This window comes from Staphylococcus pseudintermedius, from assembly GCF_001792775.2.
Classification (GTDB): Bacteria; Bacillota; Bacilli; order Staphylococcales; family Staphylococcaceae; genus Staphylococcus; species Staphylococcus pseudintermedius.
This window is the reverse complement of record NZ_MLGE02000002.1, coordinates 201,070-216,850: the sequence shown is the minus strand read 5'-3', so window position 1 is coordinate 216,850 and position 15,781 is coordinate 201,070. Positions and strand designations below refer to the sequence as shown.

Annotated in this window: 13 protein-coding genes, 1 pseudogene and 1 riboswitch; of the genes and pseudogenes, 12 read left to right on the top strand and 2 right to left on the bottom strand. The window is 37.0% G+C overall.

Annotated features, from left to right (window positions below):
• The 4 genes and pseudogenes from BJK46_RS12580 to BJK46_RS02790 form a co-directional block, all read left to right on the top strand.
• Positions 1-448 (top strand): annotated as a pseudogene (locus BJK46_RS12580) (group II intron maturase-specific domain-containing protein); the annotation flags it as partial.
• Positions 449-756: 308 nt separating this feature from the next.
• A complete protein-coding gene (locus BJK46_RS02800; protein WP_014614607.1) occupies positions 757-2,205 on the top strand; it encodes an MDR family MFS transporter in 1,449 nt (482 codons plus the stop codon).
• A 506-nt stretch (positions 2,206-2,711) separates the two neighbouring features.
• Positions 2,712-3,779 (top strand): YkvI family membrane protein, encoded by a 1,068-nt coding sequence (locus tag BJK46_RS02795; RefSeq protein ID WP_020220154.1) that lies wholly within the window; start codon positions 2,712-2,714, stop codon positions 3,777-3,779.
• Between the two features lie 42 nt (positions 3,780-3,821).
• Positions 3,822-4,847 (top strand): alpha/beta hydrolase, encoded by a 1,026-nt coding sequence (locus tag BJK46_RS02790; RefSeq protein WP_014614605.1) that lies wholly within the window; start codon positions 3,822-3,824, stop codon positions 4,845-4,847.
• A 264-nt stretch (positions 4,848-5,111) separates the two neighbouring features.
• Here the strand turns inward: BJK46_RS02790 and BJK46_RS02785 are convergent, their stop codons facing one another.
• Entirely contained in the window at positions 5,112-5,633 is a 522-nt protein-coding gene (locus tag BJK46_RS02785) for a GNAT family N-acetyltransferase (protein ID WP_099991866.1), read from the bottom strand.
• A gap of 160 nt (positions 5,634-5,793) precedes the next feature.
• On the opposite strand from BJK46_RS02785, the gene BJK46_RS02780 reads away from it, so the two are divergent.
• From BJK46_RS02780 to BJK46_RS02750, 7 genes are all read left to right on the top strand, one after another.
• A complete protein-coding gene (locus tag BJK46_RS02780; RefSeq protein WP_014614603.1) occupies positions 5,794-6,714 on the top strand; it encodes an NAD(P)H-binding protein in 921 nt (306 codons plus the stop codon).
• Between the two features lie 5 nt (positions 6,715-6,719).
• Entirely contained in the window at positions 6,720-7,400 is a 681-nt protein-coding gene (locus BJK46_RS02775; protein ID WP_014614602.1) for a response regulator transcription factor, read from the top strand.
• Positions 7,387-8,409, top strand: coding sequence for a sensor histidine kinase (locus tag BJK46_RS02770; RefSeq protein ID WP_014614601.1), 1,023 nt, complete (start codon positions 7,387-7,389; stop codon positions 8,407-8,409). Before BJK46_RS02775 ends, BJK46_RS02770 begins: the two co-directional genes overlap by 14 nt.
• Positions 8,410-8,514: 105 nt before the next feature.
• Entirely contained in the window at positions 8,515-9,276 is a 762-nt protein-coding gene (locus tag BJK46_RS02765; RefSeq protein WP_014614600.1) for an ABC transporter ATP-binding protein, read from the top strand.
• A complete protein-coding gene (locus BJK46_RS02760) occupies positions 9,266-11,164 on the top strand; it encodes an FtsX-like permease family protein (RefSeq protein WP_065354538.1) in 1,899 nt (632 codons plus the stop codon). The genes BJK46_RS02765 and BJK46_RS02760 overlap by 11 nt, the downstream gene beginning before the upstream one ends.
• 753 nt (positions 11,165-11,917) lie before the next feature.
• Entirely contained in the window at positions 11,918-12,535 is a 618-nt protein-coding gene (locus BJK46_RS02755) for a DUF47 domain-containing protein (protein WP_014614598.1), read from the top strand.
• A gap of 14 nt (positions 12,536-12,549) precedes the next feature.
• Positions 12,550-13,551 carry an inorganic phosphate transporter gene (locus BJK46_RS02750; RefSeq protein WP_014614597.1) on the top strand — a complete coding sequence of 334 codons (1,002 nt, stop codon included), beginning with the start codon at positions 12,550-12,552 and terminating at the stop codon, positions 13,549-13,551.
• A gap of 260 nt (positions 13,552-13,811) precedes the next feature.
• On the opposite strand, the gene BJK46_RS02745 is transcribed toward BJK46_RS02750, so the two are convergent.
• Positions 13,812-14,639 (bottom strand): LysM peptidoglycan-binding domain-containing protein, encoded by an 828-nt coding sequence (locus BJK46_RS02745; protein WP_014614596.1) that lies wholly within the window; start codon positions 14,637-14,639, stop codon positions 13,812-13,814.
• Between the two features lie 340 nt (positions 14,640-14,979).
• On the opposite strand from BJK46_RS02745, the gene BJK46_RS02740 reads away from it, so the two are divergent.
• On the top strand, positions 14,980-15,600 hold the full coding sequence (locus BJK46_RS02740; protein ID WP_063278884.1) for a Bax inhibitor-1/YccA family protein: 621 nt from the start codon (positions 14,980-14,982) through the stop codon (positions 15,598-15,600).
• A gap of 18 nt (positions 15,601-15,618) precedes the next feature.
• A riboswitch (TPP riboswitch) is annotated at positions 15,619-15,727 on the top strand.
• Positions 15,728-15,781 lie beyond the last annotated feature (54 nt).

Genomic DNA, 15,781 nt, shown 5'->3' with positions numbered 1-15,781 from the left:
AACCAAGGTAAATGGGGTTTGTCGTTTCAGACCGACTACGGAAGCAAAAAGAAATTTAATACGCACCTTAAGGAAAATAACGAAACGAAATAGACCTGGTACCTTTAAAGAGATTATCACTGAAATTAACCAAGTGACGCGAAGTTAGATAAATGACTTTGGTAGATTTTTTATCAGAGGATTTATTGAAACCACGCAATCTTGGTTAAACCGCCGACTTAGACAACTCATTCTTAAACGGTGGAAAAGAGTTAGAACGAAATATAAGATGTTGCGTCAATATGGTCTTGACCATAGAAGTGCAATGAAAATCGCACAGTCTCGCAAGAAATACTGGCGGTTATCGAACACGCACGAGGTTCATCGTGCACTTACAACAAAACAACTCTACAAGTGGGGATTAATACCATTAGTCCAGCTTGCAGAGTTGGCTTACGCAAGATATTGAACCGCCGAGTACGGAACCGTACGCTCGGTGGTGTGAGAGGACGAGTAGTCAATTAATGGCTATTCTCCTACTCGATTTGAGTTAAAACAAAAGGGGACAGATTCTGCGCACCTATTGCTCTGCTTGTTCAAAAAATAGGGATACATGAGTGAAGTGGTTTTGAGAACTGCGCAATACGGGAATATAAGTTGTGCAATTTTAAATATAATGCTGATATTTTAATGAAATTGAAAAGAAAGTTGTATATGTATCTATTTATTGTCGATTTGTGTATAATAAACAAGTTCGAAAAAAGAGGGAGTTAAATTATGGAGAACAAAAGTTATTCAAAAATTATTATGACGGTATTTCTTATTGGTGCTTTTTTCATGATTTTAAATGAAACACTATTGAATATTGCATTACAAGAGCTGATGCATTACTTTGATATTTCGAGAACGACCGTGCAGTGGATGGCTAGTGGTTTTATGATGGTCATGGGAATTGTTTCACCACTATCTGCGTTAATTATCCAATGGTTTACGACAAGACGATTATTTTTAGGGCTACTCGTCATTTTTACAACAGGTTCATTCGTAGCAGGTTTTGCTGTGAATTTTCCGATGTTATTAACAGGACGAATGATCCAAGCAATGGGGACTGGCTTGATGATTCCGCTTATTATGAATGCGATGCTACTTTTATTTGATGAGTCAGTGAGAGGGCGTGTCATGGGGACATTTGGACTGATTATCATGTTCGCACCTGCACTCGGGCCGACTTTATCAGGTGTTATTGTTGACTATTTAGGGTGGCGTTGGTTGTTTTTTAGCGTCATTCCGTTTATGTTATTTACATTTGTATTTGCATTTATTTTCTTAAAAAATGTGGGAGAAGTCACACGACCTAAAATCGATGTACTGTCAATTATTCTTTCAACGGTCGGCATTACAGGGTTGATTTTCAGTGTGTCTAAAGTGAGTTCGGTAGCTGGCGGCTTATTGAATTGGCAAATCGCCGTACCACTCGTTATTGGACTCATCAGTATTATCGCTTTTATCCGTCGACAGTTTATTTTAGAGGAACCTATTTTAGATTTTCGCGTGTTGCACTATCACAATTTCCGTAAAGGGATGATTATTTTTGTGATTGTGATGATGAGTATGTTTGCATCTGAAATTGTGATGCCAATGTATTTACAAGGACCTATGGGTTTCTCTGCTAAAGTTGCAGGCCTTATTTTATTACCAGGTGCTTTGTTGAATGGATTACTCTCACCATTTATGGGAGGATTGTTTGACAAATTTGGACCACGTAAAATGGTTATTCCTGGTTTGTTTTTACTTTTGGTAGTAGCGATATTCTACACAACCATTCATCCAGGTATTCCAGTTTATGCCTTTGTAATTGCTTATATTGTACTCATGGTCGGCATTGCTTCTATTATGATGCCAGCAAGTACGAATGGTTTAAATGCTTTACCGCAAGATAAGTATCCACACGGCACAGCGATTTTTAACGTCCTACAACCGATTGCAGGGGCAACAGGTATTGCGGTGTTTGTAGGTATCGTTTCTGGTGTACAAAATAACGAAATCTCAAAACACGAACATGTGACACAAGATATTGTTAACAAAGCGATGACGATGGGGATGCACAGTGCTTATATTTTCGCAATTGTATTGATTGTAATAGGTATTTTCTTCGCGTTTAGATTAACAAACGCTTCTAAAGAAAAGAAATTACAAGAAGCTGTTTCACAATCAACAGAACAATGATGATATCGTCTTTTTAAGGGCTAGGAAATGAAGATTTCTTAGTCTCTTTTTCTTATGTATGGACATTTTAATAGACAAGGCTAAGGATAGAAAGTCGGTCTTGTTTTTAAATCAAATGTACTTCATTTTTTTAAAATTAATATTTCTGTTTAGTTATGTATAATGTTACAATTAAAATGAAATTCTGATAAACCCCGTGCTACAAAGTAATGAATTCAAGTGTCATGATGAAAATTAATACAATTTTTCCATGTTTTTTTGCATTCTTATAAGAAATTGACCTTGATTTCCCTTTGAATATGAATAAAAATACAAAAGCAATACATTATAGCGTTTGTTTATTCGATAAAGGGTATAAAAAATAGCGTATAAATGAATTTGATGACATCGTGAACGCTGTTGTATCAAGGGATACAGACGTTTTTAAAACTGGATGGAATTTGAAATTAATGAATGAATATGTTTTAATGTTTAACGTGTTTTGCTAACGAGGAGGTCAAAACAGTATGAAAAAATATAGTGAAGCTATAAAGATAGCTTTTGCCTATGTAGGGGTAGTGGTCGGTGCCGGCTTCTCTACAGGCCAAGAAGTACTGCAATTTTTTAGTCAGTTCGGTATTTATTCCTATATAGGTGTGGTGATTTCGGGGTTAATCTTGACGTTTATCGGTCGTCAAGTTGCGAAAATCGGAACAGCGTTTGACGCAGAAAACCATGAATCAACACTAGAGTATTTATTTGGTAAAAAACTTGGACTTGTGATTGATTACGTTTTAATTTTATCATTGTATGCTGTAACGATTACGATGATTGCAGGTGCAGGTTCAACATTTAATGAAAGTTTCGGCGTGCCGACATGGCTTGGTGCATTGATCATGTGTATTATCGTTTATATTACGTTATTAATGGACTTCAATAAGATTGTGCGTGCATTAGGTGTTGTGACACCGGTACTGATTGTGTTAGTAGTACTGATTGCCGCAGCATCATTATTCCAAGGATCTATTCCATTTTCAAAAATTAACAGTGTAGTAGAAAAGCCGAATTTAGGTATCGCGATTTGGAATGGTTTTAACTATGGTGGTTTAGCTTTCGCAGTTGGTTTTAGTACGCTTGTAGCTATCGGTGGTGACGCATCTAAACGATTAGTTTCAGGTTTAGGCGGCTTAATCGGTGGTGTGGTTTATCTTGTGCTATTAGGCTTAATCAACTTTGCGCTTCATTCTGAATATACAGAGATTAAAGATGCAGCGATTCCTACATTAGTTTTAGCTGGGAAAATTTCACCTATTTTAACATTTGTACTTTCTATCGTGATGTTAGCGGTCATGTATAATACAATTTTAGGTTTATCTTATTCATTCGCTGCACGTTTTACGTCACCTTATACGAAGCGTTATTATTTAATGATTTCTATTATCGTCCCATTAGCTTATGCATTGAGTTTCGTAGGCTTTGAAGGTTTAATCGCTGTCGTTTATCCAATGATGGGGGTTATCGGTCTATTTATCGTTGTTGCAGTAGTCGTGAAGTACTTCTATAGAAAATCACAAGATAAGAAATTCATTGCTTAATTAATAGGATATGTTACAATTTTTCCGAAAGGAAAGATTGGAATGACAAATCGTAGAAAAAGATGGATTTTGATTACCATCATTATTCTTATTGTTATAGCCGGTCTCATAGCCGGCTATTTTTTTGGTTCTCATGCATCAAAAGAGGCTGAGAATAAAGTTTCGATTCAAAACAAAAATGTTTCAGCTTTTGAAAATATTACATATATGGAAGGACTTCCAAACAGTCAACTAGATATTTTAATGCCGAAACATGTGAATGCTGATGACAAATTGCCAGTCATTTTTTGGGCGCACGGCGGTGGCTTTATTGCAGGGGATAAGCAATATAAAAACCCTTTATTGGCGCAAATTGTAGAGCGCGGTTATGTTGTGGTGAATGTCAATTATGCGTTGGCACCGGAATATCAATATCCGACACCCCTCATTCAAATGAACAATGCAGTTCGTTTTATTAAGGCGCACGAGCAAGAGTTACCGATTAATTTAGATGAAGTGATTATCGGTGGGGATTCTGCGGGCGCACAAATTAACAGTCAGTTTACAGCGATTCAAACGAATGCACAATTGCGTGCTGATATGAGATTTGAACAGCAATTTAAGCCAGAACAATTGAAAGCAGCTATTTTCTTTGGTGGTTTTTACGATATGCAAACCGTACGTTCGACTGAATTTCCAAGAATTGATTTATTTATGAGAAGTTATACAGGCGTGAAACATTGGGAAACACGATTTAAAAATATTGCTGAAATGTCAACGAAAAATCAAATTACGTCTGATTTCCCAGCTACTTATTTGTCAGTGGGCGATGCGGATCCATTTATGAGCCAAAATGTTTCTTTTGCTGATGCACTAGAAAAGAAAGGGGTCGTTGTAGAACGCTTTTTCTTTGACGGTTCACATCAATTAAAACATCAATATCAATTTCATTTACAGAAGCCAGAGTCTAAAGAGAATATTCAACAAGTATTGAGCTTTTTAAGTCGAAACACGGCGAATACACAAGTGAATACCGAAGTGAAAGATGATATTCATACAGAAATTAATTTAAATCCGTATGAGATGTAGTTCAATAAATGGCTGGCGGCTGTGCTCAATTGATTCAGTAGTATCCATATACATCAAAGGCAGAGAAAGAGGTTGGGATCAAATTAACACCCAGCCTCTTTCTCTGCATATGTATAAAGGCAAGGGGGTGGGATATTAAGCTTCCCAGCCTGTTGCCTATGTTTTGTTGGATATGAAATGATCTTAATTCATCAAAAATCTTAAATGGATTAACAATGAATTTAGTGATTCGCTATTGGAAATGGTACACTAAACATATCAACGTCACACAGTTGTCTCATCATTTAATAAATAAGCCATCATAAGCTCATTATAATACTGACCTTGAATTTTTAAAGTGTGACGCATTTCACCTTCAACTTTAAATCCAGCCCGTTTGTAGAGGTGAATGGCTGTTTTATTTTCAGTGACAACAGTTAATGCAATTCTAGTGATGCCGTGTTCCCGACACCAGTTTTTACAATGTTGAATTAAATCAAACCCGATACCTAAGCCTTGGAATTGACGTAATACCGCCATAGAAATTTCTACTTCGTGTTCAACGCGACGGAGCTTTTGAGTTGTGACCGTCAAATAACCGACTAATTGATGTTCATTTTCTGCGACGAGGATGGTGAGATGGGGCGAAGTAATGACAGTTTCGATATGTGAAATCGCGTTTTCTAATGAAGGCATATATTCACCCGGATTATAAAGCATGTATTCTGATTCTTCAAAAACTTGTTGCATCAGTGTAGTCAATGCTTCCACATCATTGATACTGACTTCTCTTATTGTAATCGTCATACCTACACCTCCGTTCAGTACATAATCATAGGACACGTTGTTGGAATTGTCATAAGCTTATTGTATCTTAATTTAATAAATATAGGAAATTTCTAACATGATGAATTGAGTTTTGAAAAACGGATTATAGATTGATAATAAAGTGGGAAAGGAGCTTTTTATGAAACCGCATGTGTTGTTAGCTGGAGGCACCGGCTATATCGGCAAAAGCTTAATCAAAGAATTGCGTGATACGACGACACTACATACTATTTCACAATATCCTAAAAGTCAGTCACACGCTGATACTACAGTGATTAAAGGTGATATTTATCATTATGCTGATGTGTTACGTGCAATGGAAGGAATGGATATTGCGGTCTACTTTTTAGATCCGACGAAGCATTCAGCCAAATTGACCCGTGCCTTAGCGAAAGATTTAAATTTAATCGCAGCAGATAATTTTGGGCGTGCAGCAGCAAAGCAGCAAGTGAAAGAAATTATTTATGTGCGCGGGAGTCAATTTGATGAGGAGACCGTGAAACAACTCGGGGCTTATGGTGTCCCTATTAGAACGACTGAGCATGTTGTTAAACGGCCGCATATTTCTGTTGAATTTCAAACATCAAAATACAATGATATTCGTATTGCACACCATATCCCGAGACCACAAACATGGAATTTAGCGCAATGGATACAACAATTGCGTATATGGCTTACGATAACACCGGGCACGAGGGTTACGGTTGAACAAGAAGGCCAACAATTCAAAGTGTATCGCAAAAATAGTCAACAGTTATGGATGCAATTAGAACTTGAAATGATAGATAAAGATTTATATCGATTGGTAATGACAAAAGGACGTTTAGCACGATTAAATCAAGGCAAGTGCATGCAAATTGAGTTTCGTTACATTCGTCAATTTGATTTTGTGATTGCACATGTTTTTAATTTTATTCCAAGCGCACTCTGGCCGATCGCATATTTCGTTCAAGTGCCGTTGATTCAAATGATGTTGCGTGGTTTTGATACGAAATGTCGCATTCGTCATTTTCAATATCGTAAACAAAATGGAGAGGACTTACGTTATACAAAGGACTGATGAAAATGGATATACTCCTTGTAGAAGATGATCAAACTTTATGTCAACAAATTACTGAAGCATTAGCCAGTTGGAATTTTAATGTGATTAAAGTCCGCGATTTTGATGCCGTGCTCCAAACTTATCTCGAACATGAACCGCATATGATTTTAATGGATATTACGTTGCCGAAATTTGATGGTTTTTATTGGACACGCCAAATTCGTCAACATTCAAGTGTGCCTATCATTTTCATTTCGTCTCGTGATAGTCCAATGGATCAAGTGATGAGCATGGAAATTGGTGCCGATGATTATGTTCAAAAGCCGTTTCATATGCCCGTACTCATTGCGAAACTTCAAGCGATTTTTCGACGTGTGTATCAATACAATCAACAAGAACGTCGAACAATGATTTGGCAAGAGGCTGTCGTCGATTGGTCTAAAGGAACGGTGACCAAGCAAGATCATGTGACGTATTTATCCAAAACTGAAATGCTGATTTTAGAAGTGCTGCTACAACATAAAAATGAGATTGTGGCGAGAGAAGACTTAATGACAGCGCTCTGGGATGACGAAGCGTTTGTGAGTGATAATACATTAACGGTCAATGTAAATCGTTTACGTAAAAAGTTGGCAGCGATGGGGATGCCGTCAGTCATCGAAACAAAAGTTGGAAAGGGATATATTGCACATGACAACGTCTAGATGGTTTTTATATTTCTTGAGAGAGCGTATCGCCTGGATTTTAATGTTTGTCGTTTTTGATATCATTATGTTGTGTTTTGGGTTTTTAGATGATGACATTCCTTATCGCAATTTGTGGTATGTCATCGGGATCAAGTGGATTATCAGCGTGTTCTTTTTGATTCGTATATTTTTAAAAGAAACACGGTTTTATATGCATTTAGAGACTTTTGAAGAGATTGAAGTCTTCCAAAAAAACCAACTTGCAGAAACGCCTTTTGAAAAAGTAACACTGCATTATTTAGAAACAAAGATGATGCAGCTACAGCAATCGATAGGCGAACAGCAACACCGCATTGACCTCAATGAACAGAGTATGACGGAATTTATTCACGATATTAAAACACCTGTGACGGCGCTCAAGTTATTGATTGAAAAAGAAGAACATCATGTGAGAAAACAGCAGCTCATGTATGAATGGTCGCGCGTTGACTATATGTTGGACCAACACTTATTTTTAGCACGTCTTCATCATCAAGCACATGACATGTATTTTGAAAAAGTGACATTGCGTGAACTTGTCATTGATGAAATACGACAGACCCGTCATATCGCGATGCACAAAAGGATTGGCTTTAACGTAGATATTTCTGAAAATACGACGGTGTACACGGATAAGCGATGGATGCGTATGGTCATTCGTCAAATTATTTCAAATGCGATTAAGTATTCTACGCAAGCGGATATTGACGTGTATCAATCGATTGAAAACGGCAATGTAAAGTTACATATTCGTGATTACGGCGCAGGGATTGCACAACACGATATGCCGCGTATTTTTCAGCGTGGTTTCGCAGCGCAAAATGGCCCGCATGTACAAACCTCTTCTGGCATGGGGCTTTATTTAGTGGAAACAGTCCGTGAAGCACTCGGATTTGATATCGATGTCACGTCTCAAGTTGGTGAAGGTACGACGGTCACGATACAGTTTTCAAAACAAAACGATTACATCGCACGCATGTCGAAGTGACAAAACTGTCACATGAGACATGCGTTTTGTCACGTGATTCGCACGCTTTTATGGTTGTTGTTCGCTAAAATAAAAGTATCAATTCATCGTAAAGGAGTGTTCAACGTGTCTATTTTAAAAGTGAGTCACGTGAGTAAAATATATGGCAATAAAAAGCAATCATATGAAGCATTAAAGGATATCCATTTCACAGTGGAAAAAGGGGGATTTGTGGCGATTATGGGGCCTTCAGGATCGGGGAAGACAACTTTGTTAAACGTCATTAGTTCTATCGATAATGTGACAAGAGGGACAATTGAAATTAACGGCCAAGATATTACGAGAATGTCTAATAAACAATTATCTTACTTTAGAAAAAAAGATGTCGGATTCATTTTCCAAGATTACAATGTGTTGCATACTTTAACAGTTCGAGAAAATATTATGTTGCCGCTCTCGATTACGAAACTCAGTCGTCAAGAAGCGGAAATGCGTTATCAAGAAGTGACAGAGGCGTTAGGGATTACTGAAATCGGAAGCAAATATCCTGACGAGATTTCGGGAGGACAAAAACAACGTACCGCAGCAGCCCGTGCATTAATAAGTAAACCCGCGATTGTATTTGCAGACGAACCAACTGGTGCACTCGACTCTAAAAGCGCACAAGACTTATTGAAACGTTTAGAAACGATTAACCAACAAATGAAAACGACAATTGTCATGGTAACACATGATCCAGTTGCGGCAAGTTATGCGAATCGTGTCATTATGTTAAAAGATGGTCAAATTCATACGGAGTTATTCCAAGGCGATCAACCTGTTTCACAATTTTATCAAGAAATCATTCACAACCAGAGCGTATTGGGCGGTGTGAAACATGCGTTTTAGTGCGATTGTCCTCAAAAATTTTAAACAAAACTTAAGACATTATGGGATTTACTTGTTTTCTTTAATGCTCAGTATCGCACTTTATTTTAGTTTTGTAACTTTAAAATATACCGATAGCATTGCAAATGGAGAAAACGCGAAACTGTTAAATTCAAGTGCAGGAATCGGTGAAAAGTTTTTATTTGTGATTATTATCATTTTTTTAATGTATGCAAATCGTCTATTTATTAAACGCCGGACGAAAAGTTTTGCGCTGTTTCAACTCATCGGTTTATCACGTAAAGATTTAATGCGCATGATGATGTTAGAACAAGCGATTATCTTTATCGGAACAACAGTCATCGGATTGCTTCTAGGATTGTTTGGTTCGCGTTTGTTGCTGCTGATTGTTAAAAAAACAGCTCAAATTCCGCTAGATATTAAAATTTTATTTGAACCCGCAGCGCTCACAGTGACGATGATTTTGGTGGTCATTTCATTCATCTTAATTATGGTGCAAAGTTTCATATTCATTAAGCGTCGTTCGATTATTCAACTGATGTATGATGTGCAGCAAAGTGAAGCGACACAAGCGAATATGACCAAGGCAGAAATGACTTTTGGAATTCTTGGCATTGCGATGATCGGATTAGGATATTACTTATCGACAATCATGCTCAAAAATATTGAACTTACCTTAATTTCTGCGTTTTTAATACTCTTTTTAACTGTTGTAGGGGCGTACTTCTTTTTCAGAAGTTCCGTGTCGTTAATTTTTAAATCGTTAAAAAGAAGCAAACGCGGTTACGTCAATGTGACAGACGTTGTGTTTACTGCGTCGATTATGCACCGAATGAAAAAGAACGCTTTCTCATTAACAGTAATTGGGATTATTTCAGCAATTACGATTACATTATTATCTTTTGCGACGATTAGTAAAGCAAACATTGAAAATAATGTAAATGGCTTAGCACCTCATGAATTTACGTATATTAATGAAGGAGAGGCTCAAAAGCTTGAAGCGTATTTAAATGCGAAAAATATTCCATATAATAAAGTCGTACAACATGTCATCGAAGTGCCAATTGTCCATTCGGGTAAAGCATTGCATAAAGACGTTAACAGCTTACCAATTATTAGTGATGCAGAAGTTGACAAAATGGATGTAAATCCAGGTGAAATCACATTAGTCAATTACTTTAAAGTATCAGAAACTTTTATTGGATTAGATAAAGGTGTAACAATCGATTTAGGACGTAAAGAAAAGCATGCGCCATTAGAAATTACAGAAACGTCTCCATACAATGTGTTATCGTATCGTGCAGCTTTGGGACGATCTGTAGGAATTATCGATCATAAAACATTTGAGATGCTCAAAGCAACGCAGATTAAAGATAAAGACAATCCACCGATTACGCAAGTGGGATTTGATTTAAAAAGTGCGAAAGATGTTGTAAAAGTTGAAAGTGCGAATGAGCAATTCAATCAAATGTTACCACAGTCTCGTACATCATTAGAAAAAGAACAATTGGCATTTTCAGGTATGTTCTTGTTTGTGAGTGGCTTCTTAGGTGTTGCCTTTTTAATCGCAGCAGGATGTATCATTTACATTAAACAAATGGATGAAAATGAAGATGAAATGGCAAACTATCAAATTTTACGTAAAATGGGTTACACACACCAAGACATGTTTAAAGGGTTAGCATTGAAAATCGCTTTTAACTTTGGATTACCATTAATCATTGGTTTAGGACATGCCTTTTTTGCAGCACGAGCCTTTAATACATTGATGAATGGTGTGGACTTTGCGCCTGTTATTTTTGCGATGACAGTTTATGCGGTCATTTATTTGATATTTGCAGTGCTCGCTTATTATCATTCGAGACGTGTGATTAAGTTTTCGATATAGCAATGCGGGGGAGGAAGATGATGTTCAGGTTGAGCCAGATGCATCTTTTTATCCCGTCACCCTAGGTTTTACTATTGCAACGTACCCTCGTTAAACTGAGATTTAACGGGGTTTTTTGTTGTGATACGTTTCGTTTTCTTCATTCATAAGTTTGTCCTCATTCATTCGCTGTCTTTGATTTTCAATTGCTAAAAATGGGCGAGACTTCTAACGAATCAGATGTAGCTAAATTAAGTGGAGGCAAGTCCATAGAAACGCGAACCTATGCTACTAAGTGTGAATTTAAAATTTCCGAATCACATCACCTCAATGATAAGTTTTTATTATCACGTTAAAGCGTGTGGTGATGTAAAAATGAGTCAGTAAAAAGCTTAAAACAATTTTCTGAGATTTTAATTATTTTACAAAAGCGACATATTCAAGGCGCTTTGTATCGAAAAGTTACAAAATACGCTACAAATAATGCTTTCATCTCACCGAAAAGTCTTATCCAGTGATGAAATTCACATCTTCACAAAATAAAATGTTAAGGTTTTGTAAATTTAATTGTAGCTTCTTTAAATATGTGCTATTTTCGAATAGGATTATGAAAAAATGTGAAAACATTGAGCACTAATAAAATTGAAAGTTAAAAAGGTGATGTTGCCTGCACGTTATATTTTGAGTTAACAAAGGATTAACAATATTTTATAATTAAAGTAACATAACTTTTACAATAGTGATTTAGGTAATCGCTGAATGGAGGATTTTAACATGATTAGGAAGAAAAAGGATAAGTTCATGGAGCGTCTAGAGGATATGATTTTCAATTTAGACCGAGCTGCAATTGAATTCGGTAAAATGGATTTCAACACCCATTTAGATTTGCGAGCTTATGCCGACAACGTGAAGACGTATGAATCACATGGTGACGAATTGATGCATCAGGTGATTACAGACCTCAATCAAACATTTATTACACCAATTGAACGTGAAGACATTATGTCGTTGTGTAATGCGATTGATGACGTCTTAGATGCGATGGAAGAAACGTCCGCTATGTTTGAAATGTACTCAATAGAATACACAGATGAATACATGTTAGAGTTTGTAGATAATATTCAAAAAGCAATCGGGGAAATGAAATTAGCAATTGGCTTAATGACAGAGAAAAAACTTTCACATATGCGTGTACACTCAATCAATATTAAAGAATACGAAACGAATTGTGATGGTATTTTACGTCAATCCATTAAACATATCTTTAATAGTGAAACAGACCCTGTCACTTTAATTAAGATCAAAGACATTTATGAAAGTTTAGAAAATATTGCTGACCGCTGCCAAGCTGTTGCGAATAATTTTGAAACAATCATAATGAAAAATAGCTAAGGGAGTCCTCATTTATGGAGTTTTTGTTGCTTATTACAGTAGCTATCATTATCTTTTCGTTATTATTTGATTTTATTAATGGCTTTCACGATACAGCGAATGCCGTAGCGACAGCAGTATCGACGCGTGCGTTAACACCAAGGCAAGCCATTTTCTTAGCGGCCATTATGAACTTTATTGGTGCCTTGACATTTACAGGTGTGGCTTCAACGATTACAAAAGAAATTGTGGATCCATTTACTTTAGACAATGGTCTCATCGTTGTATTATCCGCGATATTAGCTGCAATTGTGTGGAATTTAGTCACTTGGTTTTACGGTATACCGAGTTCGTCTTCACATGCGTTAATCGGTGCAATTGCTGGTGCGGCGATTGCTTCTGCGGGGTCAGTTGATGTCTTACACTATCAAGGTTTTACAAAAATCGTGCTTGTTTTAATTTTATCACCTGTGATTGCGTTCGTTGTAGGTTTTGTCATGTATACGCTTGTCAAACGTGTATTTAGAAATGCGAATTTGACACGTACGAATCGTAACTTCCGTATTTTTCAAATTTTCACTGCGTCTTTACAGTCGTTCTCACACGGGACGAATGATGCGCAAAAGTCAATGGGTATCATTACAATGGCGTTAATCGTAGCGAATATGCAAACAAGTGTCGAGCCAGCATTATGGGTAAAAGTAGCCTGTGCTGCTGCAATGGGCTTAGGTACAGCAGTCGGTGGTTGGAAAATCATTAAAACAGTCGGTGGCAATATCATGAAAATCCGTCCTGCAAATGGGGCGTCAGCAGACTTAGCATCAGCGTTAACAATCTTTGTCGCATCATCGTTACATTTCCCATTGTCAACAACACACGTTGTTTCATCTTCAATTCTCGGTGTGGGCTCATCGAATCGAATTAAAGGTGTGCACTGGAATACAGCGAAACGTATGATTGTGACTTGGGTGATTACTTTACCTATTTCTGCATTGATTGCCGGTACTTTTTACTTCATTTTAAATTTATTCTTATAACGATAACTATATAAGCAAGGAGCTGAGATGTATGTCTTGGCTTCTTTTTGATGCCAATTATTTTGGGGAATAGTACAAAGTTCTTGTTTGTGACAAAGGTGTCGTCGTGTTGCTCTGGCAAAGAGGGTGCGCTTCTCACAAACGTCGCACAGACTTTGACAAACTATAAAAACACAATGTGCATTTTCGTTAATTGGGGAATAAAAAAAAGATTAACTAATGATGTACGAAAACACCTTAGTTAATCTCTTTTTACAATATTAATGAATATAATTGTATGATGAAGCAATTGATGCTGGGATTGTACGATAATCTTGTTGTCCTGGTGGCGTATTATAGTTCATTTCTGAAATTAAAATACTACCATCATAGTTCACACGTTCAACAAAAGCAACGTGACCCACAGGACCTTCAAAGTTTTGCATAATTGAACCCGTTGTTGGATTATGGTCTACTGTATAACCATCTGCTGCGGCATTAGCTGCCCAATGATCAGCGTTCCACCAATACGTACTAATAGGTTGACCGATTTGTGCACGACGATCAAATACATGATACGTACATTGACCCCAGTCGTATAAGTTTTGATGGTTAAATGTAGGTGTATTGTATTGACCGCTTGTTGAGATACTACCTGTACCGCCAGCACCACCTGTTTTTGGTGCAGTGTTGCCACCGTTGCCACCAGGGATTTGAAGTTGTTGGTTAGGATGGATTAGGTAGTTCGTTAATCCGTTAGCACGCATTAAATCTTGAACAGACACACCATATTTTGTGGCAATGACATTTAAAGATTCGCCAGCTTGTACAGTGTATGTGCCTCCAGTTTGTTGCGGTACTGTCGCAGAAGATTGTGCACCACTACCGCCCCCGATAGATAAGACTTGGCCAGGGAAGACCATGTTGTTTTGTAATTGATTGGATTGCTTAAGTGCATCAACTGTTGTGCCATATTTTTGCGCGATGGACCAAAGTGAATCACCAGATTGGACTGTGTATTGTGTTGACGCGTCGGCATCTTGATGATTGAGCATAGCGACGGCTGCCGCACCTGAAGTCAACGTACATGCAAATGCGAGTTTTTTCAAAGTATTGCCTCCTTATTTACACGAATGATAAGATGTGTTGAGCAATGAATAACGAAATGTGTAATTTGATTATTAATTCAATCATTATGATAACAAAAATATTATCATATAGGGGAGATGTTACGAATCTGTAATATTGCGGAAAATATAGTTTTACTGTCGTATTGTCCTTGAATGTTGTCACTATCCAATTTATAGAAAATTTGATTTGTAAATCTTTTGAGATAATTAAAGTTTTTGTAATATAAATGTAGTCTTTATCAATGGAATAGTTGTATCATTTCTGCATTTGATTCTGCTGTGACATATCATAAAATAGAAGGAAAGGAGGCAAAATGAGATGGCAACACAAAATCAACGCCGTTCTGCTTACGGCAAAGTATGGTTGTTTTTTATGTATTATTGGCTAATTTTTGGGATTTCAACATATTTTGGACAATTTTTACCCATAGCATGGCGACAACCACTTTCTATCGGACTACTCGTCTTAATCTTAGCATCAATGGTATTTCAACGTGTGCGCTTTAGTGGCCCGATTATTTCTCACATTTATACCATTGTCGTCGGATTATTATCCTATGCGGCATTTATGTATACATTGCAAGATTTAGGTGCGCGTTTATTTTTCAATATGGTGATTTTAGCCGTATCTGGATTCGTCATTTTTGGTATTCTCGGTTATTTCTGGATTAAAGATGCGTCGAGCTTAGGCAAATATTTATTCGTGACATTAATCGCGCTTATTTTAGCAAGTCTTGTAGGTTGGTGGATTCACAGCCCAGTTTATTATACGATGATTGCAGTTGTCGGGTTATTACTATTTTTACTGTACACACTTTATGACTTCAATCGTATGAAGCGAGGTCAGTTTTCACCACGAGAATTAGGCTTTAATTTATTTATAAACCTTTTCCACATTATTCGTTATGTGTTAGAATTAGCTCGTATCATGAAACGATAAAACAATTGAATATTTCAAACAATCCACTGGAAGTGCCGTTCATAATGGCTGAGATTGAAATGTTGATTTCAAAATTCCTGAACCTGATCCAGTTCGTACTGGCGTAGGAAAGTGGCTGTATTCGTGTCAAATGAGGCTACTTTTCTGTTGTAAATAACGGGGGAGTAGTTTTTTTATTGTG

Excerpts from the sequence above, each read along its gene's own strand:
- BJK46_RS02800 (WP_014614607.1), top strand. The coding sequence starts at position 757 with ATGGAGAACAAAAGTTATTCAAAAATTATTATGACGGTATTTCTTATT.
- BJK46_RS02795 (WP_020220154.1), top strand. The coding sequence starts at position 2,712 with ATGAAAAAATATAGTGAAGCTATAAAGATAGCTTTTGCCTATGTAGGG.
- BJK46_RS02790 (WP_014614605.1), top strand. The coding sequence starts at position 3,822 with ATGACAAATCGTAGAAAAAGATGGATTTTGATTACCATCATTATTCTT.
- BJK46_RS02785 (WP_099991866.1), bottom strand. The coding sequence starts at position 5,633 with ATGACGATTACAATAAGAGAAGTCAGTATCAATGATGTGGAAGCATTG.
- BJK46_RS02780 (WP_014614603.1), top strand. The coding sequence starts at position 5,794 with ATGAAACCGCATGTGTTGTTAGCTGGAGGCACCGGCTATATCGGCAAA.
- BJK46_RS02775 (WP_014614602.1), top strand. The coding sequence starts at position 6,720 with ATGGATATACTCCTTGTAGAAGATGATCAAACTTTATGTCAACAAATT.
- BJK46_RS02770 (WP_014614601.1), top strand. The coding sequence starts at position 7,387 with ATGACAACGTCTAGATGGTTTTTATATTTCTTGAGAGAGCGTATCGCC.
- BJK46_RS02760 (WP_065354538.1), top strand. The coding sequence starts at position 9,266 with ATGCGTTTTAGTGCGATTGTCCTCAAAAATTTTAAACAAAACTTAAGA.
- BJK46_RS02755 (WP_014614598.1), top strand. The coding sequence starts at position 11,918 with ATGATTAGGAAGAAAAAGGATAAGTTCATGGAGCGTCTAGAGGATATG.
- BJK46_RS02750 (WP_014614597.1), top strand. The coding sequence starts at position 12,550 with ATGGAGTTTTTGTTGCTTATTACAGTAGCTATCATTATCTTTTCGTTA.
- BJK46_RS02740 (WP_063278884.1), top strand. The coding sequence starts at position 14,980 with ATGGCAACACAAAATCAACGCCGTTCTGCTTACGGCAAAGTATGGTTG.